The following is a 20,142-nucleotide window of genomic DNA, read 5'->3' as shown; positions in this document are numbered from 1 at the left end:
TTTCTTGATTATAATTATAACTTTATTGCTAACAGAAGCAACTATAGCAAGGGATTGCTCGTTACCGAATCAGTGGCAGAAATTATGTCCTATTTTAGAATCACGAGTAGAGCAAACTAATAAGAAAATGAAATTACAAGAATCAAATGCCAAAAGCTTAGAGAAATTTTTAAATGCTACTAATTATAATTTTGTATATTTACCTATTTTACAAAATAACTTGCCGAAAACTACCTTAGAGTTATTAATAGCGATCAATGAAAGGGGCTTAGACATAAAAGAAGCCGATTTAATGGCAAAATATTTGCAAGAACTAATAGAATATTATAATTTCCAAAATGTTGCAGTATTTGATGAAAATACTTCTCATATTATAGGCGGCAGTGGCATGAGATTGATTATTCAGGTGAAGGCATGACTTGGCAAGGTCAAAAAGCCAAATATGCTCGTTACGGTATAACAGATTTCAAATCTGTAGATTGCCTGAAAAAGTTCTTTACGGTAGAATCAAAACTACCGTATTTTACTAAGATATATAAGCCTCAATATTAAAGAAACAGGCATTATTACATGGACTAGTAAATGCTCTTTATGTCATTCCCGCGTATGCGGGAATCCATTACTTTAAAGCTTTTTAAAAGTTCGGTTTATCTCGCTTTATAGTGGATTCCTGCTTTTAGCTGAGAATGACATCGAGTAGGTTTTTCGTGCCATGCAACAAGAGTGCTTTTAGTTAGAAATGACATACTAAATTTTAGCTAAAATGATATTTATAAGGTTTAGAGAACTCAGACAAGCCTAAGATTTTATAGTTTGCTGCTCCATAGCTTTTTTACGTTTTTCTAAATATTTTTCTTTTGTCATTATTTTTTCAGGAGCTACATAATCTAAAAATACTTTTCCGTTTAGATGATCGATTTCATGCTGGATAACTCTTGCTAAAAATCCTTCTGCGATGCCTTGGATTTGATTTCCATTTATATCATATGCGTGATAATGAATCTTTTTGAATCTTGCAACTGGACCTGTAGCATTTTCAACAGAAAAGCATCCCTCGTAATCTTCATGTTTATCAATACCTATCGGTTTATATGAGGGATTAATCCATATAGTTTTAGGCATTGTATCCTTAAGATCAGGACGCCATTTTTTTAACTCTTCATTTTCATGTACTGCAAATATTATTATACATTTTGATATTCCTATTTGCGGTGCGGCAAGTCCTGCACAATTTTCTTCTTGATCATATTTCTTTTCTAAAATAGATATATCACGTAAATCTTCTGCAGATAAAGGGAAGTTTAACGTTTTTGCCTTTATTCTAATAGTTTTATCTTCTGAGCTATTTAAGGTTTGAACATTCAAAGTTACATATTCCGGTAGTGAAATATTATTTTCATTTTTCATATTACTTTTACAACCTGTTATGAAAATTATAGCAGTTAATAAAAAAGCTGTTTTTAATTTGGACATATATTTTATGGGAATTATATATTTGTATAACCTATATTTTCTTTTTATTTACCCAAGATGTAAATTCAGACATACTAAAAACTTCTATTAAATTACTACCAACTTGATCTTTAAGCCATTTCAAAGCTTCTTTTTTATATCCATCACCATCAATTATTATTATAGTATCATAAATTCCTTGTTTTTTTATGTTCTGCACAAGATAAGGATATTTTTCATCAACCGATCCTCCGGATTGTTGCCACTTAGATTCTATAATTAGGCAATTGGGGTGACGTTCTGGATGATATAATATAAAATCGCATTTCCATTTAGTACCATAAATACTTTCGCCAACTTCAAACTGTCTAGTATAAATAGGTTGCTTAAGGATCTTAGCTGCACTAAATTTTTTATTAGGTACAAAACAATATCCTTCTCTTTTTAGTCGATCCTGTATAAAAATCTCAAGTTCGTTTCCAGTTTTATTAGCTTGTAAAATTTCAATTTGTTTTACCATTGTACTAATAATTTCTTATTAAAACTTCATTAGTTCTTTGCCTACTGTCGGATTTACAATTTATGCTTCTTGGTGCATTTACTATATCTATACTAAAAGACTTGTATAAGTTCTTTATAAAATCGTTATCTGAATTTGAAAGCATAAAATATACACCGTTCTTATGTAATTCTCTGCATTTTTCATAAAGCTTAATCTGATCTGCTTCTGTAAAGTCAAGCTTTGTATATTTTGTAAATGAAGTATGATTAATAGGTTGATATGGCGGGTCTATATAAACGAAATCTTTAGGCTTAGGCGAAATATTGCCGAAATCCTGATATATTATTTCAGCATTTTGCAAAGCTTTACTACACGCAATTATGTTATTCTCATCAAGAATATTAGGATTAATATAAGCTCCCATCGGGACATTGAATTCTCCTTTGCTATTTACTCTATAAAGACCATTATAACAGGTCTTGTTAAGGTATATGAAACGTGCTGCTATTTCAATAGGGTTATCGCTATTTGCGTTCTTTCTAACAGCATAGTAATAATCTTGAGAGTGATTAGCTTTATGCTTAACTAATAGCTCAATTAATGCTCGAGCTTCATCCTTAATCACCTTGTATGTAATAATCAAATCTAAGTTTATATCTGATATAATAGTTTTGTCCGGAACGAGTGCAAAAAAAAGTGCTCCTCCTCCTACAAAAGGCTCATAATAATTATTGTAACTAGCTGGTAAGCGTAAGCACAACTCTTTGATAAGGCTTCTTTTTCCCCCTGCCCATTTTATAAATGGTTTAGGGATTCCGTCTTCTTCAATCTCTGGAGAATTAATTTTTAACGGAGCTTGACCTATCATTGCTAAAGCCTCGTTAAAAGATAATTCTTCGTTTTTAACTACTTTGAGTTTCATGTCGAACTACCAAGGGTTTATAAGATAAATAATGAAAAATCTTTTGGCTGCCGCAATGCAGACAGTAAGCTCCGTTAGCCTAACATATATAAGTAAAATAATCTATGCACTTTTGTTCAGTAGGTAATTTTTCTAATAAATCAACAACACTTTTAAAATCTAACACTTAACTATACTCGTACAGTATTATATCGAAAAAATTTAAGTTATACAAGTATATGGCACTGTTAACAAAGTCAAATTTAAAGCTAATTAAGATCTTTTTTACTGCAAATTATAAGATTTTTTTGAAATAGGAACGCTATTCCTGCAAAAATCTTATTAATTTTCGTTAAAAAATTTCTTTAATTATCAATTAAAATGACTTTGTTAACAGTGCCATAGCTGCCCTAATTTTATTATAATAATTTATAAATAGAAAATTATAGATAGAAATTAAAATCAAGTAAATAAATTATCATATTTCTTTTATACATCTCAGAGTTAATACATTTTATTTATATTTCCTTTGAGAAAAAATCAATAGGTTTGACTTTTCTAACATATTCTAGTATAATATTTATCTTCAAAATAAATAGAAAAATTTAATTTATGAATACTCCCAAAAGTGATAATTATCTCTCGGAACTAAGAAAAGTAATTTGGCCCATAGAAAAATACGAAAATAAGAAGTTTTTGCCTATGGCATTTATGATGTTCTGTATTTTATTAAACTACTCAACGCTTCGTTCAATTAAAGACGGATTTGTAGTAACGGATATAGGGGCAGAAGCAATAAGTTTCTTAAAAACATATATAGTACTACCTTCTGCCGTAATCGCTATGGTAATTTATGTTAAGCTCTGCGATATTTTAAAGCAAGAAAACGTATTTTATGTTATTACTTCATTTTTCTTAGGGTATTTTGCGTTATTTGCGTTTGTTCTTTACCCCTACCCTGATTTAGTTCATCCTGATCCTGAAACCATAGAATCTTTAAGTTTAGCTTACCCTAATTTTAAATGGTTTATAAGAATAGTTGGGAAATGGAGTTTTGCATCTTTTTATACTATGGCAGAGCTTTGGGGAACAATGATGCTTAGTTTATTATTTTGGCAGTTTGCTAACCAAATTACTAAAACCGATGAAGCTAAACGTTTTTACTCAATGTTTGGTTTACTTGCTAATTTAGCATTGCCTGTAACATCCGTGATTATTGGATATTTCTTGCATGAAAAAACTCAAATAGTTGCAGAACATCTGAAATTTGTGCCTTTATTTGTTATAATGATAACAAGTAGCTTTTTGGTAATATTAACATATAGATGGATGAATAGAAACGTTCTAACCGATCCTAGACTTTATGATCCGGCATTAGTAAAAGAAAAGAAAGCTAAAGCTAAAATGTCATTAATAGACAGTTTTAAAATGATCTTTACCTCTAAGTATGTAGGCTATATTGCATTGTTACTTATTGCTTATGGTATTTCAGTAAACTTAGTTGAAGGCGTTTGGAAATCCAAAGTAAAAGAATTGTATCCGACGAAAGAGGCTTATACTATATATATGGGTAAGTTCCAATTTTATCAGGGTTGGGTTGCAATTGCTTTCATGCTTATAGGTAGTAATATTTTAAGAAAAGTATCATGGTTAGCTGCAGCTATGATAACTCCATTAATGATGTTAATTACCGGTGCAGCGTTTTTTGCATTTATCTTTTTTGATAGTGTTATTGCTATGTATTTAACAGGTATTCTTGCTTCAGGTCCTTTAGCACTTGCTGTTATGATCGGTATGATTCAAAATGTTTTAAGTAAAGGTGTAAAATATTCTTTATTTGATGCCACTAAAAACATGGCATATATTCCGCTTGATAAGGATTTACGAGTAAAAGGACAGGCTGCTGTTGAAGTTATCGGAGGAAGATTCGGTAAATCGGGTGGTGCTATTATTCAATCCACATTCTTTATTTTATTTCCTGCATTCGGTTTTGTTGAGGCAACACCATATTTTGCTTCTATATTCTTTGTAATAGTAATATTATGGATATATGCCGTTAAAGGTTTAAATAAAGAGTATCAAGTTTTGGTAAATAAAACTGAAAAATAGAGTTTGTTAAAATAAAAAAGCAAGTTTCAGAAACTTGCTTTTTTTATAGTCGGAGAGTTTATAATATGACAGATACAAAACCCAAAATTAAAACTCCAAGATCGCCATATGTAAAAAAATATAACAGTTGGCGAATAAGGATTTTGTATTCTATTATTATAGGTTATGCGACTTTTTATTTTTGTCGTCAGAATTTTAATATAGCAACACCTGCTATAAGAGAATATTTTGGGGTTACTAAAACACAAATTGGTTGGATATTAACTGCTTCATCTATTATGTATGGAGTTAGTAAAGCGTGTAACGGGTTTATTAGCGATAAAGTTAACGCTCGGATATTTATGGTTTTGGGTCTTTTATTTGTCGGGGTCATTACTATTCTAATAGGTTTTGCAGACTCTTTATGGCTTATAGGAATTTTATGGATAGCCAGTAACTGGTTTCAATCGATGGGTTGGCCTCCTGCAACAAAAATGCTTACTCACTGGTTCGCTTCAAAAGAACTTGGAACTAAATGGGCTATGGGTGCAACTTCTAATCAAATAGGTGGTGCCCTTGCTATGATAAGCTGCGGTTATTTAATCGATAAATTTGATTGGAGAGCTGCTTTTTTCGTTCCCGGTGTAGTTGCTTGTATAGTATCGCTTTTTTTATATAATAGGCTTCGTAATTCTCCAAAAGAAGTAGGTTTATCTACCGTAGAGGAATATAAAGAATATCCGCCTGAAGCTATAGGGGATTATGAGAAGCTATTAACTCCTCAATTACTTAAAATGGTCTTTTGTAATAAGCTAATATGGTATGTTTGTTTAGCAAACATGTTTGTTTATATAATACGTTCCGGAGTAATTTATTGGGCTCCAACATTTTTAAAAGATTTACGTAATATAAGCCTTGCAAATGCAGGCTTACAAATCGGTTTATATGAAATGATAGGTCTCCCAGGGGCATTAATAGCAGGTGTTTTATCTGATAAACTATTTCAAGGTCGTCGAGGTCCTGTTGCATCCATATGTATGGTATTGCTTAGCTTATTGTTAGTCTTGTTTTGGAAGATTCCTATTCAAAGTGAATTATTAAGTATAGTAATTCTTTCTTTAATAGGTTTTTTTGTTTCAGGACCTCAGCTTCTTGTAGGTATAGCAGCTGCTGATTTTAGTACTCGTCAAGCTGTCGGTACGGCTAATGGATTATCAGGGTTATTTGGTTATTTAGGAGCGGCTATTGCTGGAGTCGGCGTAGGATGGATTAGCGATAATTACGGTTGGAATGGGGTATTTATATTTTTCAGTATTTCTGCTCTTTTAGGAGGAGGGTTATTTGCTTTAACATGGAATCGTTCAGCTAAAAAATAAATTTAACAATTATATAAATAGGTTACAAAATGACAATACAATATACTTTTTCAATGATTAAGCCTGATGCTATCAAGAGGAATAAAATAGGACAAGTTAATACTTATTTGGAAAATGCAGGCTTAAAGATAGTAGCTCAGAAAATGAAATTTTTAACTAAATATGAAGCTGAGTGTTTCTACGATGAACATAGAGCAAGACCGTTTTTTAATAGCTTAGTTGAATACATTACTTCAGGAGCGGTAGTACTTCAAGTTCTTAAGGGGGAAGATGCTATAATTTTAAACCGTACCATTATGGGTGCAACTAATCCTGCTGAAGCTGAAGCAGGAACTATTAGAAAAGATTTAGGCGAATCAATTGAGGCTAATAGTATTCATGGTTCAGATAGTGAAAACAGTGCGAAAAGAGAAATCGAATTTTTCTTTAACAAATCTGAAATTATAGAATAATTAATGCTAAAATATGACGTAATAGTTATAGGCGGTGGACATGCAGGCGTAGAAGCAGCTGCTGCTTCTGCACGTCTTGGAGTTCCTACTCTCTTAATTACGTTAAAACCAGAAAATTTAGGCGAAATGTCTTGCAATCCAGCAATTGGTGGAATTGCAAAAGGTACATTAGTTAAAGAAATCGATGCACTTGATGGGTTAATGGGTTATGTTATAGACCAAGCCGGTATACATTATAAAATGCTGAATGAGACTAGAGGACCGGCAGTTTGGGGACCTAGAGCTCAAGCTGATCGAAAGCTTTATAAAAAAGCGATGTATCAAATATTAACAAATTACCCTAATCTAGATATATTATATGGAAAAGTGGAAGATATAGAAATTAAATCTTCTAAAGTTGAAGCGGTTATTTTAAATAACGATAGCAAAATTCCTTGTCAAAAAATTATATTAACTACTGGTACTTTTCTATCAGGTCTTATTCATATTGGACAAAAAAAAATTCCTGCCGGTAGAGTAGATGAAGAGCCTTCGTATGGATTATCAAATACATTAAAAAAAGTAGGATTTAAGATTGCCCGTTTAAAAACAGGTACACCACCAAGAATTGACGGGCGTACTATTGATTATAGTAAAACAGCTTTACAGCCCGGCGATAAAACTCCTCGTCCTTTTTCTGAATTAACAAATGTTGTCAATGTTCCTCAGATAAATTGTTTTATTACAAAAACAACCTCAGAAACTCATGATATTATACGTGAGAACCTTAATAAATCCGCAATGTATTCAGGACAGATAGAAGGAATAGGACCGCGATATTGTCCTTCTATTGAAGATAAAATAGTCAGATTTAGTACAAAATCAGAACATCGTATATTTTTAGAACCTGAAGGGGTAGATGATTATACGATTTATCCAAATGGTATTTCTACTTCTTTGCCTGAAGATGTACAACATAAATTAATTAAAACAATACCAGGATTAGAAAATGTAAAAGTTTTACGTCCAGGTTATGCTATAGAATATGATTATGTTGATCCACGTGAAATAAGTGTTACGCTAGAGACAAAAAAAATAGCTGGATTGTATTTTGCTGGGCAAATTAACGGTACTACAGGATATGAAGAAGCCGCAGGGCAAGGTATAATAGCCGGTATAAATGCTGCTTTAGCAGTAAAAGATCAAGTACCGTTTATGTTAACAAGAGCAAATAGTTATATTGGAGTAATGATTGACGATTTAACAACCTTTGGTACTATAGAACCTTATCGTATGTTTACTTCTCGCTCAGAATATAGATTATCTTTAAGAGCAGATAACGCTGATTTACGTTTAACGGAATTAGGGATAAATATTGGTGTTGTATCAGAAAAACGTAAAAAAATATTTACAAAAAAATGTGAAGATATAGAAAAAACAAAATCATTATTAAATACCTTGTCTTTAACTACTAGTAAACTTGCTAAAATGGGTATACAGGTTGCACAGGATGGTACATATAAAACAGTATTAGACTTATTTAAAATACCTAGTTTTAATGTTGAACAAGCTATTAAAATTTTTCCTATGCTTAAAGAAATGCAAAATAATAATATTTTGCAATTACTCTATATTGAAGCAAAATATGCTTCATATTTAACTAGACAATACGCAGATATTAATCTATTTCAGAGTGAAGAGGCACAGTTAATACCTAAAAATATTGACTATTTTAAAATACCAAGTATATCATTAGAGATACAGGAAAAACTTTCTTCCCATAAACCTACTACTATTGGTGTAGCACGTCGAATTTCAGGGATTACACCTGCAGCAATTACGGCTATTATAATTTATTTAAAAACTAAATATAGTGATGGAAGTTCCACGTGAAATAATTGAAAAGTTAGAAATTTTTCAAAAGTTAGTTAAAAAATGGAATAAATCAATTAATCTTGTATCGGATAATACTATACATAATTTTTGGCAACGTCATATATTAGACTCATTACAATTAATGCAATATATTGATAATAAAGAAATACACTTGGTTGATATAGGAAGTGGGGCCGGTTTTCCCGGTATAGTATTATCTATAGCAGGGGTAGCAAAAGTAAGTTTAATAGAAGCTGATTTACGTAAATGTATATTTTTAGAAAAAGCATCAAAGATATCAAATAATAACATACAAATAATCAATCAAAGAATAGAAAAAGTAGAAATAGATTGTAGTATATTGACTTGTAGAGCTTTCTCTAAATTAAATACAATATTTAGTTGTATAAAAAATATTTCAGTACAAGAGAAATTTTTATTATTAAAAGGAAAAAATTATTTAACAGAAATAGTAGAAGCTAAAGAGATGTGGTTATTTGATTATTTAATACATCAAAGTATTACTTGTGAAGAAGGAAAAATTCTAGAAGTTAGTAATTTAACAAAAATTATATGAAAGTAATTGCTATTGTTAATCAAAAAGGAGGTGTGGCTAAAACTACAACTACTGTAAATTTAGCTACAGCTTTTGCTGCTGTAAATAAAAAAATTTTAGTTATAGATCTTGATCCTCAAGGGAATAGTAGTACTGGTTTTGGAATTAGCCAGCAACAACGCAAAAATACTATATATCAAGTATTAACAAATTTAATAAAATTGAAAGATGCAATAATTTCTACAGACATACCAAATTTAGAAATAATTACTTCAAACACTAATCTATCTGCTGCTGAATTAGATTTAACAAAATTAAAGGACCGAGAATATATTTTAATGAAGCTATTGGAAGAAATAAAGATATTATATGATTATGTAATTATTGATTGCCCTCCTTCATTAAATTTATTAACAGTAAACGCTTTAGTTGCAAGCGATGAAGTGTTGATTCCAATGCAATGTGATTTTTATTCATTAGAAGGATTAAGTCACTTGCTAAAAACAATTGAAATTGTAGAGAAAAAATTAAATCCTAAGATAAAGATTGCAGGTATATTATTTACAATGTATGATAAGCGTAATCGTTTAACTGAACAAGTAGAAGATGATGTTAGAAAATGCTTAGGAGAATTAGTATTTAAAACCGTTATCCCAAGAAATATTAAATTATCTGAAGCACCTTCATACGGAAAACCGGCTATTATATATGATTATAAATGTTCGGGAGCAATTGCATATATAGAACTTACAAAAGAAATCTTAGAAAGATATGGCGAAAAATAAAGGACTAGGAAGAGGGTTATCTTCATTACTTGGGGAAGAAGTTATTTCTATAGAATCAGAAATAATACAAATAATAAATATTGATAAAATAAGGCCGAATGAGAATCAGCCTAGAAAAAACTTTGAATATGATAAAATAAAAGAATTAGCAGATTCTATATTGAATAATGGTTTATTACAGCCTATTATCGTTGATAATAATTTCCAAATTATAGCAGGAGAGCGACGCTGGCGTGCATGTAAATTAGCAAAAGTTTTAGAGATACCAGTAATTATAAAAAATTTAGATGCTAGAGAGAGTATGGAAATAGCATTAATTGAGAACATACAAAGAACTGATTTAACAGTTATGGAAGAAGCTCGTGGCTTTAAATATTTGGTAGAAAATTTTAATTATACGACAGAAAAATTAGCTGAAAGGCTTGGCAAAAGTCGTAGTCATATAGCTAATTTATTGAGGCTTAATAATTTGCCACAATCTATTCAAGATAAAGTAAATGAGAATATATTAAGCATGGGACAAGCTCGATGTTTAATAAATCATGAACATGCAGAAGTAATGGCCGATCATATTATAAGTAATGATTTAAATGTACGTCAAACAGAAGAGTTAGTAAGACAATGGTATAAAAATGAATATACGAAATCTCCCAACAATAATAACAAAGTAGGAAAGCGTTTTTTAAAAGACAATGCTACCGATAATGATCTTGAATCATTAGTAAAAGTTTTATCAGAAAAATTTGGTATAAAAGTAACCATAGAAAATTATTCTTTAGGTGGGAAATTAATATTTCATTATAAAAATTTAGAAGAACTAGACTTGATATTATTAAAATTAAATTAAAAAAAACTGTTAAAATGTAAAGTATATATACAGCATTCTATTTCTTAAAATAAATACCCAAATAAGAAAAATAATGATAGAAATTACAATGTCTAATTTTGCATTATATGATCATAGAGCAAGAAATTCATACAATGCAGTAATAAATATATTTATCGGTGTAAAATAATAATATAAGGAAATAAGTAATTTATGTCATATCAATATGTTTATGAAATGGTTGGTTTAAGCAAAATTATAAATGGTAAACGAATTTTAAAAGAAACAAATTTATCATTTTTACCAAAAGCTAAAATCGGTATAATAGGTCCAAATGGAGCAGGCAAATCAACTTTATTAAAAATAATGGCAGGTATTGATAAAGAGTTTGAAGGTAAAGCAACAGCTAAAATCGGTATAAAAGTAGGATATTTACCTCAAGAACCGTATCTTGATGCTAGTAAAAATGTTTTTGATAATATCATGGAAGGTCTTCATGAAAAGAAAAAACTTATTGATGAATTTAATTATATAAGTAACAAATTTGCTGCTGAAATCACTGATGAAGAAATGCAAAAGCTTTTTGATAAACAAGCAGAATTGCAAGAAAAAATAGATAATTGTGATGGATGGAATCTAGAACGTGAAATAGAGATCGCAATGCTTGCTTTACGTTGCCCACCAAAAGAAGCAGATATTACAAAAATTTCCGGTGGAGAAAAAAGAAGAGTGGCTTTATGTAAATTGCTTTTAGAGAAGCCTGATATGTTGTTACTTGATGAACCTACAAATCATTTGGATGCAGAATCAGTTTCTTGGCTTGAAGGTTATTTAAAGCATTATGAAGGCACCGTAATAGCAATTACCCATGATCGTTATTTTTTAGATAATGTTACAGAATGGATATTAGAAATAGATCGTGGAAATTGTATACCGTGGAAATCAAATTATAGTTCTTGGCTTGAACAGAAGCAAAAAAAATTAGCTTTAGAAAGTAAAGAAGACGATGATAGAAAAAAACAATTGAATCGTGAACTTGAATGGATTCGTCAAACACCAAAAGCTAGACAATCAAAAAATAAAGCACGTATTACAGCATATCAAGAATTATTAAATAAACAACAAGAACAAAAAACTGATCCTACTCAAATAATTATACCTAACGGACCTCGTTTAGGGGATCTTGTTATTGAAGCAGAACATATAGCTAAAAAATTTAATAATAAAATATTATTATCAGATTTTAGTTTTAAAGTTCCACGTGGAGCTATTGTAGGAATTATTGGACCGAATGGAGCAGGTAAATCTACTTTATTTAATATTATTACAGGTAAAATAACACCAGATAGTGGTTCTATTAAAATTGGTCAAACGGTAAAATTAGGTTACGTTGATCAATCACGGGATCATTTAGATGATAATAAGACTATATGGGAAGAAATTTCAGAAGGTCTAGATGAATTACAACTTGGTAATAGAATAATTAAAAGTAGAGCTTATTGTGCAGCTTTTAATTTTAGAGGCGGTGATCAACAAAAAAAAGTTGGACAACTTTCAGGTGGAGAACGTAACAGAGTACATTTGGCGAAATTATTAAAAGAAGGAGCAAATGTTATATTATTAGATGAGCCGTCTAATGATTTAGATATTGATACGTTAAGAGCACTTGAAGATGCTATTTTAGATTTTGCAGGTTGTGTATTAGTAATTAGTCATGATAGGTGGTTTTTAGATAGAATAGCTACTCATATTATATCATATGATAAAGAAAATAATGCTACATGGTTTGAAGGAAATTATCAAGATTACTATGAATATATGCTAAGTACTAATGGGGAAAGTATTTTAAATCCAAAATATAAACATAAGAAATTAATATAAATATGTCTTTAACACAAATATTATTAATTTTGTTTGTAGGAATATTGGTAATAAAACCGCATGATATTTTTATAATTATTAAAGAATTTAAAAAAATAAAAGCATATTTAATTAATATTAAGTCGTCTATTATAAAAAATATAGATGAGCCGTTAGAAACAGAGCAGGTAAATTTTTATTTAAAAAAATTATTAACCTAGAAGGTTATTATCATGGTAATTATGATTTAACGACAATAAAAGAAAAATATTATACGCTAATAATTAACAATGACTTAATAGAAAATGAATCAACACCTAATATAACCGAGAAACACTAATTCGTGCCTCGCTCAATTAATTAAATATAAGAATTATGCAAAAAGTAGTAAAACTTAAAAATATTAAAATAGGAAATGATTTACCGTTTGTTCTAATTGCAGGACCTTGTCAGATTGAAGGCAAAGATCATGCGTTGTTTATGGCAGAAAAACTTGTTAAATTAACTAGCAAACTTGAGATTCCATTTATTTATAAATCTTCTTTTGATAAAGCTAATAGAACTTCCGTAAATGGGATTAGAGGACTTGGTATTGAGAAAGGTTTAGAAATTTTATCAAAAGTAAAATCTGAATTCGATTGCCCTATTGTTACTGATGTTCATTCAGAGAGTCAATGTACTGAAACAGCCGAAATAGCAGATATTTTACAAATTCCGGCGTTTCTATGTAGACAAACCGATTTACTCCAAGCTGCAGCAAAAACAGGTAAAATAGTAAAAGTAAAAAAGGACAGTTTCTAGCTCCGTGGGATATGAAAATGTACAAACAAAACTAGAAGTTTTTGGGGTAAAAGATATATTATTTACAGAGCGTGGTGCATGTTTTGGTTATAATAATTTGGTATCTGATATGCGTAGTCTTGCAATAATGGCGGAGTTAAATGTACCTGTAGTTTTTGATGCGACGCATTCCGTTCAGCAGCCTGGAGGGCTAGGAGGTAGTACTGGCGGAGAAAGAAAATATGTAGAGCTGCTTGCAAAGGCAGCAACTGCTGTAGGTATCGCTGGTATGTATATGGAAGTACATCAAGATCCAGATAACGCTCCAAGTGATGGTCCATGTATGATTAAGTTGGATAATCTAGAGTCCATTCTTATCAAACTAAAAAAATATGATAAAATTACAAAAGAAAAATAATCTTAGATATTATCTGTAAATAAATGTTAATCAGTAATTAAAGAGCTTTTTTAGCGAAAATTAATAAGATTTTTGCAGCAAAAAGAATTAAATTATCGGTTAACATTTATTTATAGCCTCTTAAACTTTACCTTTCAAAATATATATAAAATATCCTCTATTAATTCAATTTAAAAATAGAAGTGATAATTTTTTACAATATAAAAAATAGAACTTTCTTATCCTCAGAATTTCACCAATTCACCTTTAAATTCTTGTTGTAAATTTACTTATTCAAAAAACTTTTTAAGTAGTGTTAATATTTATTTATTCAACTTATGGAGCAAAAATGTTTTTATTTGAAGTAATATAAATTATTTTAGGTAAATATATATGTTTAGTTGGTGGGGGGCATAAAGAAGAACAAGAAGAACAGGTTTTAAAAAATATAAATGATTTTTTGACGGAATATTTTAATAACCTTTTCAAACAAAAAAACACTTCAAAAAATCTTCTTGAAAAATGTAACGTTTTAAATAAATTACGTAATATTAATATTAAAGAGATATTAACTCCAAACACAAGCTTCATATCTAAGTATGAATATAAAGATATTATAGCTTGGCTTTCTAATAATACTCGTTCTATATTTAATGAAATATTAGTAAAACCAAATAGCGGGCTTGCAGAGTTTATCCAGGTAACTGCTTTGGATTTTAGTAACTACCCCTTTATAACGGAAGATATACAATATATAGCAAATTATTTAAGGAATAATAAGACTATCGAGCAAGTATTTTTGGACAATTGCGGTATAAATGATAAGCAAACAAAAATTTTAGCCGAAATATTTAGGCTTAACAAAACAATAACTAAACTTTCTTTAGTAAGTAATAAAGCAATCACTAATATCGGAATAAAAATTTTATTAGAGATAAAACATAATAATCAGCATAAGTTAGCAGAATTAAAAATCTCTCCTAATTTTAATGATAATTCAGAATTTCAGCTCGTTTCCGAAGTAGATATTTTAAATAAAAATTCTGTAAATACATATTTAAAGAAAACAAAAGCTCGAAACCTCGATTCTGAAATCGAAAATAAAAATTCACAACCTCTTAAAAATTACCATGAGTTGGAAAGACCGTTCGTAAAGAACGGTAATAAGCTTTTAAAATTAATTGCAGAAAGCCATAATGAAATCACTAAAACAGGAAATAGTATAAATAAACTAATTGTAATGGTAGGGATGAACGGAGTAGGAGCGACTACTCTTAGTTGTTTTTTAAGCGGACAAAAATTAGAAGAAGATGAAGACCGCTCTTTATATGCGAAAGAACCGAAATATAATGAAAAAATACATCATCAATCAAATAATGGATATAAGCTTGTTAATAATTTCTTTATATCTGATGATGAAGGTGGAATTAATATTATAGAATGTCCAGGGATTCATAATAAACCTATAAATTCTATTCAAACAATTCTTAATTCATATATTTACCGGCAAATATTAGAATTAGCCGAAAAAGTTAGATTTTCAGTCGTAATTAGAGATAATAGTGCAAATGATGTTGTTGACTCTACATATCAACAATTCACTAATATTTTTAGAGATAGTAATGGTCAGTTAACTCCGGAAATTAAAGAACAATTAAAAGATGCTGTACCTTATATAATTTCTATTGCTGATTATAAAACTAAAGAAGAAAAAAAAGCTAAAATTAAAGTAGAAGAAAGTAAACTCCGTAAGGACGCAAAGCGTCAAAATCTAGATGAAGGACAAAAATTTATAATTGAAGAGCTAAGAAAATCTGTAAATTTATTTAAAAAACCTAGCGGTGATACTAAATCTTTTCTAGAAACACTTGATACTAAAGATTTTTTTATTGTTATAGATGCTATTTCGTTAGTAGTTAGAACAATCGCAAATAATGAAATAGAAGAAGAACGAGAACAAATTTTTTCTTATATCGAGGCTATTTTTCAGAGTAAGAATGAAGAAGAAAAAAATGCTAATATTGTTCTAATAGATGAATGGCAACGTAAAATCTTGGATGTACTTGCTCTTTCCAAAGATACAGGAGACGTCTTGCCTAAGTCTGCTTCCGCAAATTTTGCTACAACTATAGAGGTTATTTCTCAGAGTAAGAATGAAGAAGAAAAAAATACTAATATTACTGTAATAGATGGGCAGAAACATCCTGATTTGTATGTACTTGCCCTTCCAAAGGCACAGGAGATGTTCTGCCTAATTCTGCTTCCAATACAAATTCTACTATAATTGCTGAGGAACAGAAAAATATCATGACTACTGCGTTGAAATTTGAGCTACAAGATATTTTGAGTAAAAAAAACTTATATGAGCCGCTTATTATTGAACAAGTAAAAAAATTGATGTCCCTATGTGTAAAACCTTTTTCAGATACGCTTAATATTAAGGACTTAAGTCAAGCCAAGGACCTAAATCAAGTCAAGGACTCAAGCCAAAATAAATGGGCTACAATAAAAGAAATATATATAAAACCGCAAAAATCAGAAACACAGAAGCCAATTTTATCACAAGTTTTATCTAATCAAGTCAAGGAAAATATTTTAACTATAGGTAAAATTATTATAAATTTCTTTCAAGTCAATAAACATAATATAATAAGCTCATTTATTTCTTCTGATAATCTTAATTTACATCAAGAATTAGATTCAGACACGTTCTCAAACAATTATTCATTAATTCAACCTTATTTGCCAAAAAAAATATTAAATAAATCACCGGCACAAAAAACTGAAGAAAGTTTTTTTCCTGCTTTAAGAGAAATAGAAGAGCTTAATGAAATATATATTAAATATTCTGATGATCACCTAACCATGGTTACTTCATTTTTAGAAATTATAAGAAAGTTTTATGAGTCGAAAGATATAAGTGCTAAAACTCATTTCCAAGAAATATTAGGTAATTATGTATATTTCTTAAATCAGCAATGGAAAGCTTTATCTTTTTGTAAAAAATTTTATCCGCAATCGCAAAAGTGGCAGCCGTTGACAGAGGCAGTTGACGAAGCAAAAAAAATCTTAATTGAAGAGAATTTATTAGATCAAGCTATATTAGATATAAAATTAAAAAATAACGGAACAACAGAGTATTATACTGAAGCTTTAGAATGGCTTGATAAACTTACGGGACCGCAAGTTGAAGTTGTTGTTATAGCTATAAATGAGATAAAAGCCAATGCTCATTATTATTTAGGCATGATCTATGAAAATAGTAAATCGGAATTAGATTGGTTTAGAGCAATAAGAGAATATATTAATGCTCTAGAAATTGATAAAGATTTGGTCGTGCCTCCGTATTGCAGTTTAGAGTAAATAGTCTATAAGTATTAAAAACAATAAATCATTCTATCAGTACAACAGAAGTAATTATTGCTCCTGAGATAGATGAACAATGGTCTTATGTACAGAATAAATCCAGACAACGATGGCTTTGGTATGCCTTGGATAAGATTTCGTTAAAAGTAGTTGCTTATACGTTTGGTACAAGATGTGATAGCACATTAGAATCATTACTGAAAAAACTAGAGAATTTCAAGGTGACTTTTTACTATACAGATGGATGGGGGAGTTATGCTAGGTTATTAGACCCTAAAAAGCATATTATCAGTAAAAAATACACTCAACGGATAGAACGAAGTAACTTGAACCTTAGAACGAGATGCAAGAGGCTTGCACGTAAGACAATCTGCTTTTCCAAGTCATTGGATATTCATGATAAGGTTATTGGTACTCTTATTGAACGTATAGCTTTTTAATAGGCGTAACTGCAATATGGAGGCATGACCAAAGATTTTAACTTTCTCTATGGTCATGACACGATTCCGTACATTTCTAGCAATATTTGTAAAAAAATAGGTGACTTATTTTTAGTACTCGGGAAATGGTATAAAAGTAAAAATGAAAATGTAAGTGCTATCAAGTTAATTCATGAAGCAATGAAATATTTTAAAGTAAGTTTAAGTATAGCCAATATTGAGGATAGTAGTAATATTCTTCATGAAATTTTTAGTATTTTAAAAAGTAAACGAGAAGAAAAAGCCCATTATATATCTTTAGAAAAAGATCTTCATATATCTGTAGCAGAATTTTTATTTAAATTAAATTTAATACAAAAAGCAGGGCTTGAATATTTGAGAGCTGCAAGTAGAATAGATAAAAATGATAAGGAAAAACAAGAATTAGTATCAAAAGCGTTAAAAGCTTTTGATACGGATATGGCAAAAAATATTGGTTTTATACGTGCAATGCTTGAAAAAGGCAAAATAGAAGATCTTAGTATGTTTACCAAGGAGGTTAACAGAACAAAATTTTTCAACGATACACAGACTCTAGTAAATAATTTTGTACCACTGCCGGAGCCGCAAGCCATAGAGTGGCCAAAAGTACAACAAAATCAAAATGAGCAATTGACTAATGAACAAAAAGAAACAAATAAACAAAATGATATACAGCCTCAAAAACAAGAAGAAGTTTTAGTTCAGCTGCAGCAAACACAGCAGCATCAACCACCACCGTTGCCACCGGAAAACAGCCCACTTCATACTGTAGAAAATATACAAAAACCGGATTACTAGTATACTGAAGATGATATAAAAAATATATTAGAAGCAAATATAGACAAAAATAAATTCTCTATAGTTACCCATGTTGATTTAGCACACCCTGAACAAGTAAGAGATGCACTTAGAGAAAGAGTGCATGAGGATTTAATTAAAAATAATAAAATTGTACTTATGGCTATTAATACAGGACATGGGCATTGGGTAAGTATGGTGATTACTAAAGATAATAATACAAATAAGATAATATTTACTTATAATGATCCTTTGGGCAGATCGTTAAATGATCGTCCTGACTTAATAGAACTTATTACTGAGGTTTGCTCTGAGGTAGAAATAATAGACTTACAAATTCTAGGTCATGCCTCCATATTGCAGTTACGCCTATTAAAAAGCTATACGTTCAATAAGAGTACCAATAACCTTATCATGAATATCCAATGACTTGGAAAAGCAGATTGTCTTACGTGCAAGCCTCTTGCATCTCGTTCTAAGGTTCAAGTTACTTCGTTCTATCCGTTGAGTGTATTTTTTACTGATAATATGCTTTTTAGGGTCTAATAACCTAGCATAACTCCCCCATCCATCTGTATAGTAAAAAGTCACCTTGAAATTCTCTAGTTTTTTCAGTAATGATTCTAATGTGCTATCACATCTTGTACCAAACGTATAAGCAACTACTTTTAACGAAATCTTATCCAAGGCATACCAAAGCCATCGTTGTCTGGATTTATTCTGTACATAAGACCATTGTTCATCTATCTCAGGAGCAATAATTACTTTTGTTGTACTGATAGAATGATTTATTGTTTTTAATACTAGATTTTTTTAAAACACGGATAACTGTATTGATACCCGCTTTTAATACTCTTACTGTATCTCTAACTCCAGAGCCGTTGATTGACATTTCTACTATTTGCTCCTTAACTCCAGGCTTAGATGCATTATTAATATACTCCAATTGAAAATATCGATTACACCGCTTGCATTGATATCTCTGTTGTTTTGAAATTGAATATCCTGACTTTATTACTTCTTCTGTGTTGTTACAATATCTACACTTAACATCTATTTTTGCCATAACTCCTTAACTATAATTCTCTCTTATTACTGTTTGAGGATTATAGACTATTTACTCTAAACTGCAATACGGAGGCACGACCTAAATATCGTACAAAATATGATTTACATTTTATTCCTAATATCGGTTTTAAATATGATTATTCAAGAGCTAGCAACTACAAAGAATATAATGTAGATATAGAAAACTTAATGATTCAAAAGAAATCAAATCAATCATTTGAAAGTAGTATTGGCGGTAAAATAGTGTTCAAGCCTATAACAACCGTAAATAATATAGTATTAACACCAAGCTTGTACGGTAATATTGAGCGTCACTTCAATAATAAAAATACAAAAGTTAATGCAAAAGCGACTTTTAAAGGGCAAACATTACACGAAACAATTATTATACCAAAACAACCTAAGCTTGGATATAATATCGGCAGTAATATACTTATGAGTAGGAAAAATATAAATGTTCTACTTGAATATAATTATTATACCCATAGAAAATATCAAAGCCATCAAGGGCTTATTAAATTAAAAGTCAATTTATAAAGCTATTACTCAACCACCATAAGATTTTAGCTTATTAGTGGTTGAGTATACTTCGACACAAGTTGGAAAAGAGCAAGGAGTCT

Annotated in this window: 20 protein-coding genes and 3 pseudogenes; 18 read left to right on the top strand and 5 right to left on the bottom strand. The window is 30.0% G+C overall.

Annotated features, from left to right (window positions below):
• The first annotated feature begins 4 nt into the window (after nucleotides 1-4).
• Both ACNFN7_RS05595 and ACNFN7_RS05590 read left to right on the top strand, forming a co-directional pair.
• Nucleotides 5-418 (top strand): hypothetical protein, encoded by a 414-nt coding sequence (locus tag ACNFN7_RS05595; protein WP_485441169.1) that lies wholly within the window; start codon nucleotides 5-7, stop codon nucleotides 416-418.
• The gene (locus ACNFN7_RS05590; protein ID WP_485441168.1) at nucleotides 415-552 is read left to right on the top strand and encodes a hypothetical protein; all 138 of its coding nucleotides are present in this window, start codon (nucleotides 415-417) and stop codon (nucleotides 550-552) included. The genes ACNFN7_RS05595 and ACNFN7_RS05590 overlap by 4 nt, the downstream gene beginning before the upstream one ends.
• Before the next feature lie 246 nt (nucleotides 553-798).
• On the opposite strand, the gene ACNFN7_RS05585 is transcribed toward ACNFN7_RS05590, so the two are convergent.
• From ACNFN7_RS05585 to ACNFN7_RS05570, 4 genes and pseudogenes are all read right to left on the bottom strand, one after another.
• Complete coding sequence (locus tag ACNFN7_RS05585) at nucleotides 799-1,473, bottom strand: peptide deformylase (RefSeq protein WP_485441167.1); 675 nt, start codon at nucleotides 1,471-1,473, stop codon at nucleotides 799-801.
• A 31-nt stretch (nucleotides 1,474-1,504) separates the two neighbouring features.
• The gene (locus ACNFN7_RS05580) at nucleotides 1,505-1,972 is read right to left on the bottom strand and encodes a PD-(D/E)XK nuclease superfamily protein (RefSeq protein ID WP_485441166.1); all 468 of its coding nucleotides are present in this window, start codon (nucleotides 1,970-1,972) and stop codon (nucleotides 1,505-1,507) included.
• A 4-nt stretch (nucleotides 1,973-1,976) separates the two neighbouring features.
• Complete coding sequence (locus ACNFN7_RS05575) at nucleotides 1,977-2,714, bottom strand: DNA adenine methylase (protein WP_485441165.1); 738 nt, start codon at nucleotides 2,712-2,714, stop codon at nucleotides 1,977-1,979.
• A pseudogene (locus ACNFN7_RS05570) lies at nucleotides 2,663-2,876 on the bottom strand (hypothetical protein). The gene ACNFN7_RS05575 and the pseudogene ACNFN7_RS05570 overlap by 52 nt, the downstream one beginning before the upstream one ends.
• A 591-nt stretch (nucleotides 2,877-3,467) precedes the next feature.
• Here ACNFN7_RS05570 and tlc1 point away from each other — a divergent pair.
• From tlc1 to ACNFN7_RS05495, 15 genes and pseudogenes are all read left to right on the top strand, one after another.
• On the top strand, nucleotides 3,468-4,964 hold the full coding sequence (gene tlc1, locus ACNFN7_RS05565; RefSeq protein ID WP_485441164.1) for an ATP/ADP exchange transporter Tlc1: 1,497 nt from the start codon (nucleotides 3,468-3,470) through the stop codon (nucleotides 4,962-4,964).
• A 65-nt stretch (nucleotides 4,965-5,029) separates the two neighbouring features.
• Entirely contained in the window at nucleotides 5,030-6,319 is a 1,290-nt protein-coding gene (locus ACNFN7_RS05560; protein ID WP_485441163.1) for an MFS transporter, read from the top strand.
• Nucleotides 6,320-6,348: 29 nt separating this feature from the next.
• A complete protein-coding gene (ndk, locus tag ACNFN7_RS05555) occupies nucleotides 6,349-6,771 on the top strand; it encodes a nucleoside-diphosphate kinase (RefSeq protein WP_011270474.1) in 423 nt (140 codons plus the stop codon).
• 3 nt (nucleotides 6,772-6,774) lie between these two features.
• Complete coding sequence (mnmG, locus tag ACNFN7_RS05550; protein ID WP_485441162.1) at nucleotides 6,775-8,643, top strand: tRNA uridine-5-carboxymethylaminomethyl(34) synthesis enzyme MnmG; 1,869 nt, start codon at nucleotides 6,775-6,777, stop codon at nucleotides 8,641-8,643.
• The gene (rsmG, locus tag ACNFN7_RS05545) at nucleotides 8,627-9,202 is read left to right on the top strand and encodes a 16S rRNA (guanine(527)-N(7))-methyltransferase RsmG (protein WP_485441251.1); all 576 of its coding nucleotides are present in this window, start codon (nucleotides 8,627-8,629) and stop codon (nucleotides 9,200-9,202) included. Before mnmG ends, rsmG begins: the two co-directional genes overlap by 17 nt.
• Nucleotides 9,199-9,966 carry a ParA family protein gene (locus tag ACNFN7_RS05540; RefSeq protein ID WP_485441161.1) on the top strand — a complete coding sequence of 256 codons (768 nt, stop codon included), beginning with the start codon at nucleotides 9,199-9,201 and terminating at the stop codon, nucleotides 9,964-9,966. The genes rsmG and ACNFN7_RS05540 overlap by 4 nt, the downstream gene beginning before the upstream one ends.
• Nucleotides 9,953-10,813, top strand: coding sequence for a ParB/RepB/Spo0J family partition protein (locus ACNFN7_RS05535; RefSeq protein ID WP_011270470.1), 861 nt, complete (start codon nucleotides 9,953-9,955; stop codon nucleotides 10,811-10,813). The genes ACNFN7_RS05540 and ACNFN7_RS05535 overlap by 14 nt, the downstream gene beginning before the upstream one ends.
• A 192-nt stretch (nucleotides 10,814-11,005) precedes the next feature.
• A complete protein-coding gene (gene ettA / locus ACNFN7_RS05530) occupies nucleotides 11,006-12,673 on the top strand; it encodes an energy-dependent translational throttle protein EttA (protein WP_485441160.1) in 1,668 nt (555 codons plus the stop codon).
• Nucleotides 12,674-12,675: 2 nt separating this feature from the next.
• Nucleotides 12,676-12,992, top strand: a pseudogene (locus ACNFN7_RS05525) (DUF2672 domain-containing protein).
• Between the two features lie 35 nt (nucleotides 12,993-13,027).
• A pseudogene (gene kdsA / locus ACNFN7_RS05520) lies at nucleotides 13,028-13,850 on the top strand (3-deoxy-8-phosphooctulonate synthase).
• Between the two features lie 439 nt (nucleotides 13,851-14,289).
• Entirely contained in the window at nucleotides 14,290-16,113 is a 1,824-nt protein-coding gene (locus tag ACNFN7_RS05515) for a hypothetical protein (protein WP_485441159.1), read from the top strand.
• A 23-nt stretch (nucleotides 16,114-16,136) separates the two neighbouring features.
• Nucleotides 16,137-17,192, top strand: a complete 1,056-nt coding sequence (locus tag ACNFN7_RS05510) for a hypothetical protein (protein ID WP_485441158.1) — start codon at nucleotides 16,137-16,139, stop codon at nucleotides 17,190-17,192.
• Between the two features lie 23 nt (nucleotides 17,193-17,215).
• A complete protein-coding gene (locus ACNFN7_RS05505) occupies nucleotides 17,216-17,635 on the top strand; it encodes an IS1 family transposase (protein ID WP_485440853.1) in 420 nt (139 codons plus the stop codon).
• Between the two features lie 24 nt (nucleotides 17,636-17,659).
• A complete protein-coding gene (locus ACNFN7_RS05500; protein ID WP_485441157.1) occupies nucleotides 17,660-18,454 on the top strand; it encodes a hypothetical protein in 795 nt (264 codons plus the stop codon).
• A 15-nt stretch (nucleotides 18,455-18,469) separates the two neighbouring features.
• Complete coding sequence (locus ACNFN7_RS05495; protein WP_485441250.1) at nucleotides 18,470-18,883, top strand: Ulp1 family isopeptidase; 414 nt, start codon at nucleotides 18,470-18,472, stop codon at nucleotides 18,881-18,883.
• On the opposite strand, the gene ACNFN7_RS05490 is transcribed toward ACNFN7_RS05495, so the two are convergent.
• A protein-coding gene (locus ACNFN7_RS05490) for an IS1 family transposase (protein ID WP_485440658.1) occupies nucleotides 18,827-19,520 on the bottom strand; the annotation gives its coding sequence in 2 pieces (ribosomal slippage) (nucleotides 18,827-19,235 and nucleotides 19,234-19,520; 696 coding nt in all). The two genes, ACNFN7_RS05495 and ACNFN7_RS05490, sit on opposite strands and share 57 nt — an antisense overlap.
• 29 nt (nucleotides 19,521-19,549) lie before the next feature.
• Here ACNFN7_RS05490 and ACNFN7_RS05485 point away from each other — a divergent pair.
• Nucleotides 19,550-20,059 carry an autotransporter outer membrane beta-barrel domain-containing protein gene (locus ACNFN7_RS05485; protein WP_485441249.1) on the top strand — a complete coding sequence of 170 codons (510 nt, stop codon included), beginning with the start codon at nucleotides 19,550-19,552 and terminating at the stop codon, nucleotides 20,057-20,059.
• Nucleotides 20,060-20,142: the final 83 nt, after the last annotated feature.

This window comes from Rickettsia sp. MAE-05, from assembly GCF_057319745.1.
This window is presented reverse-complemented; position numbering and strand designations above follow the sequence as displayed.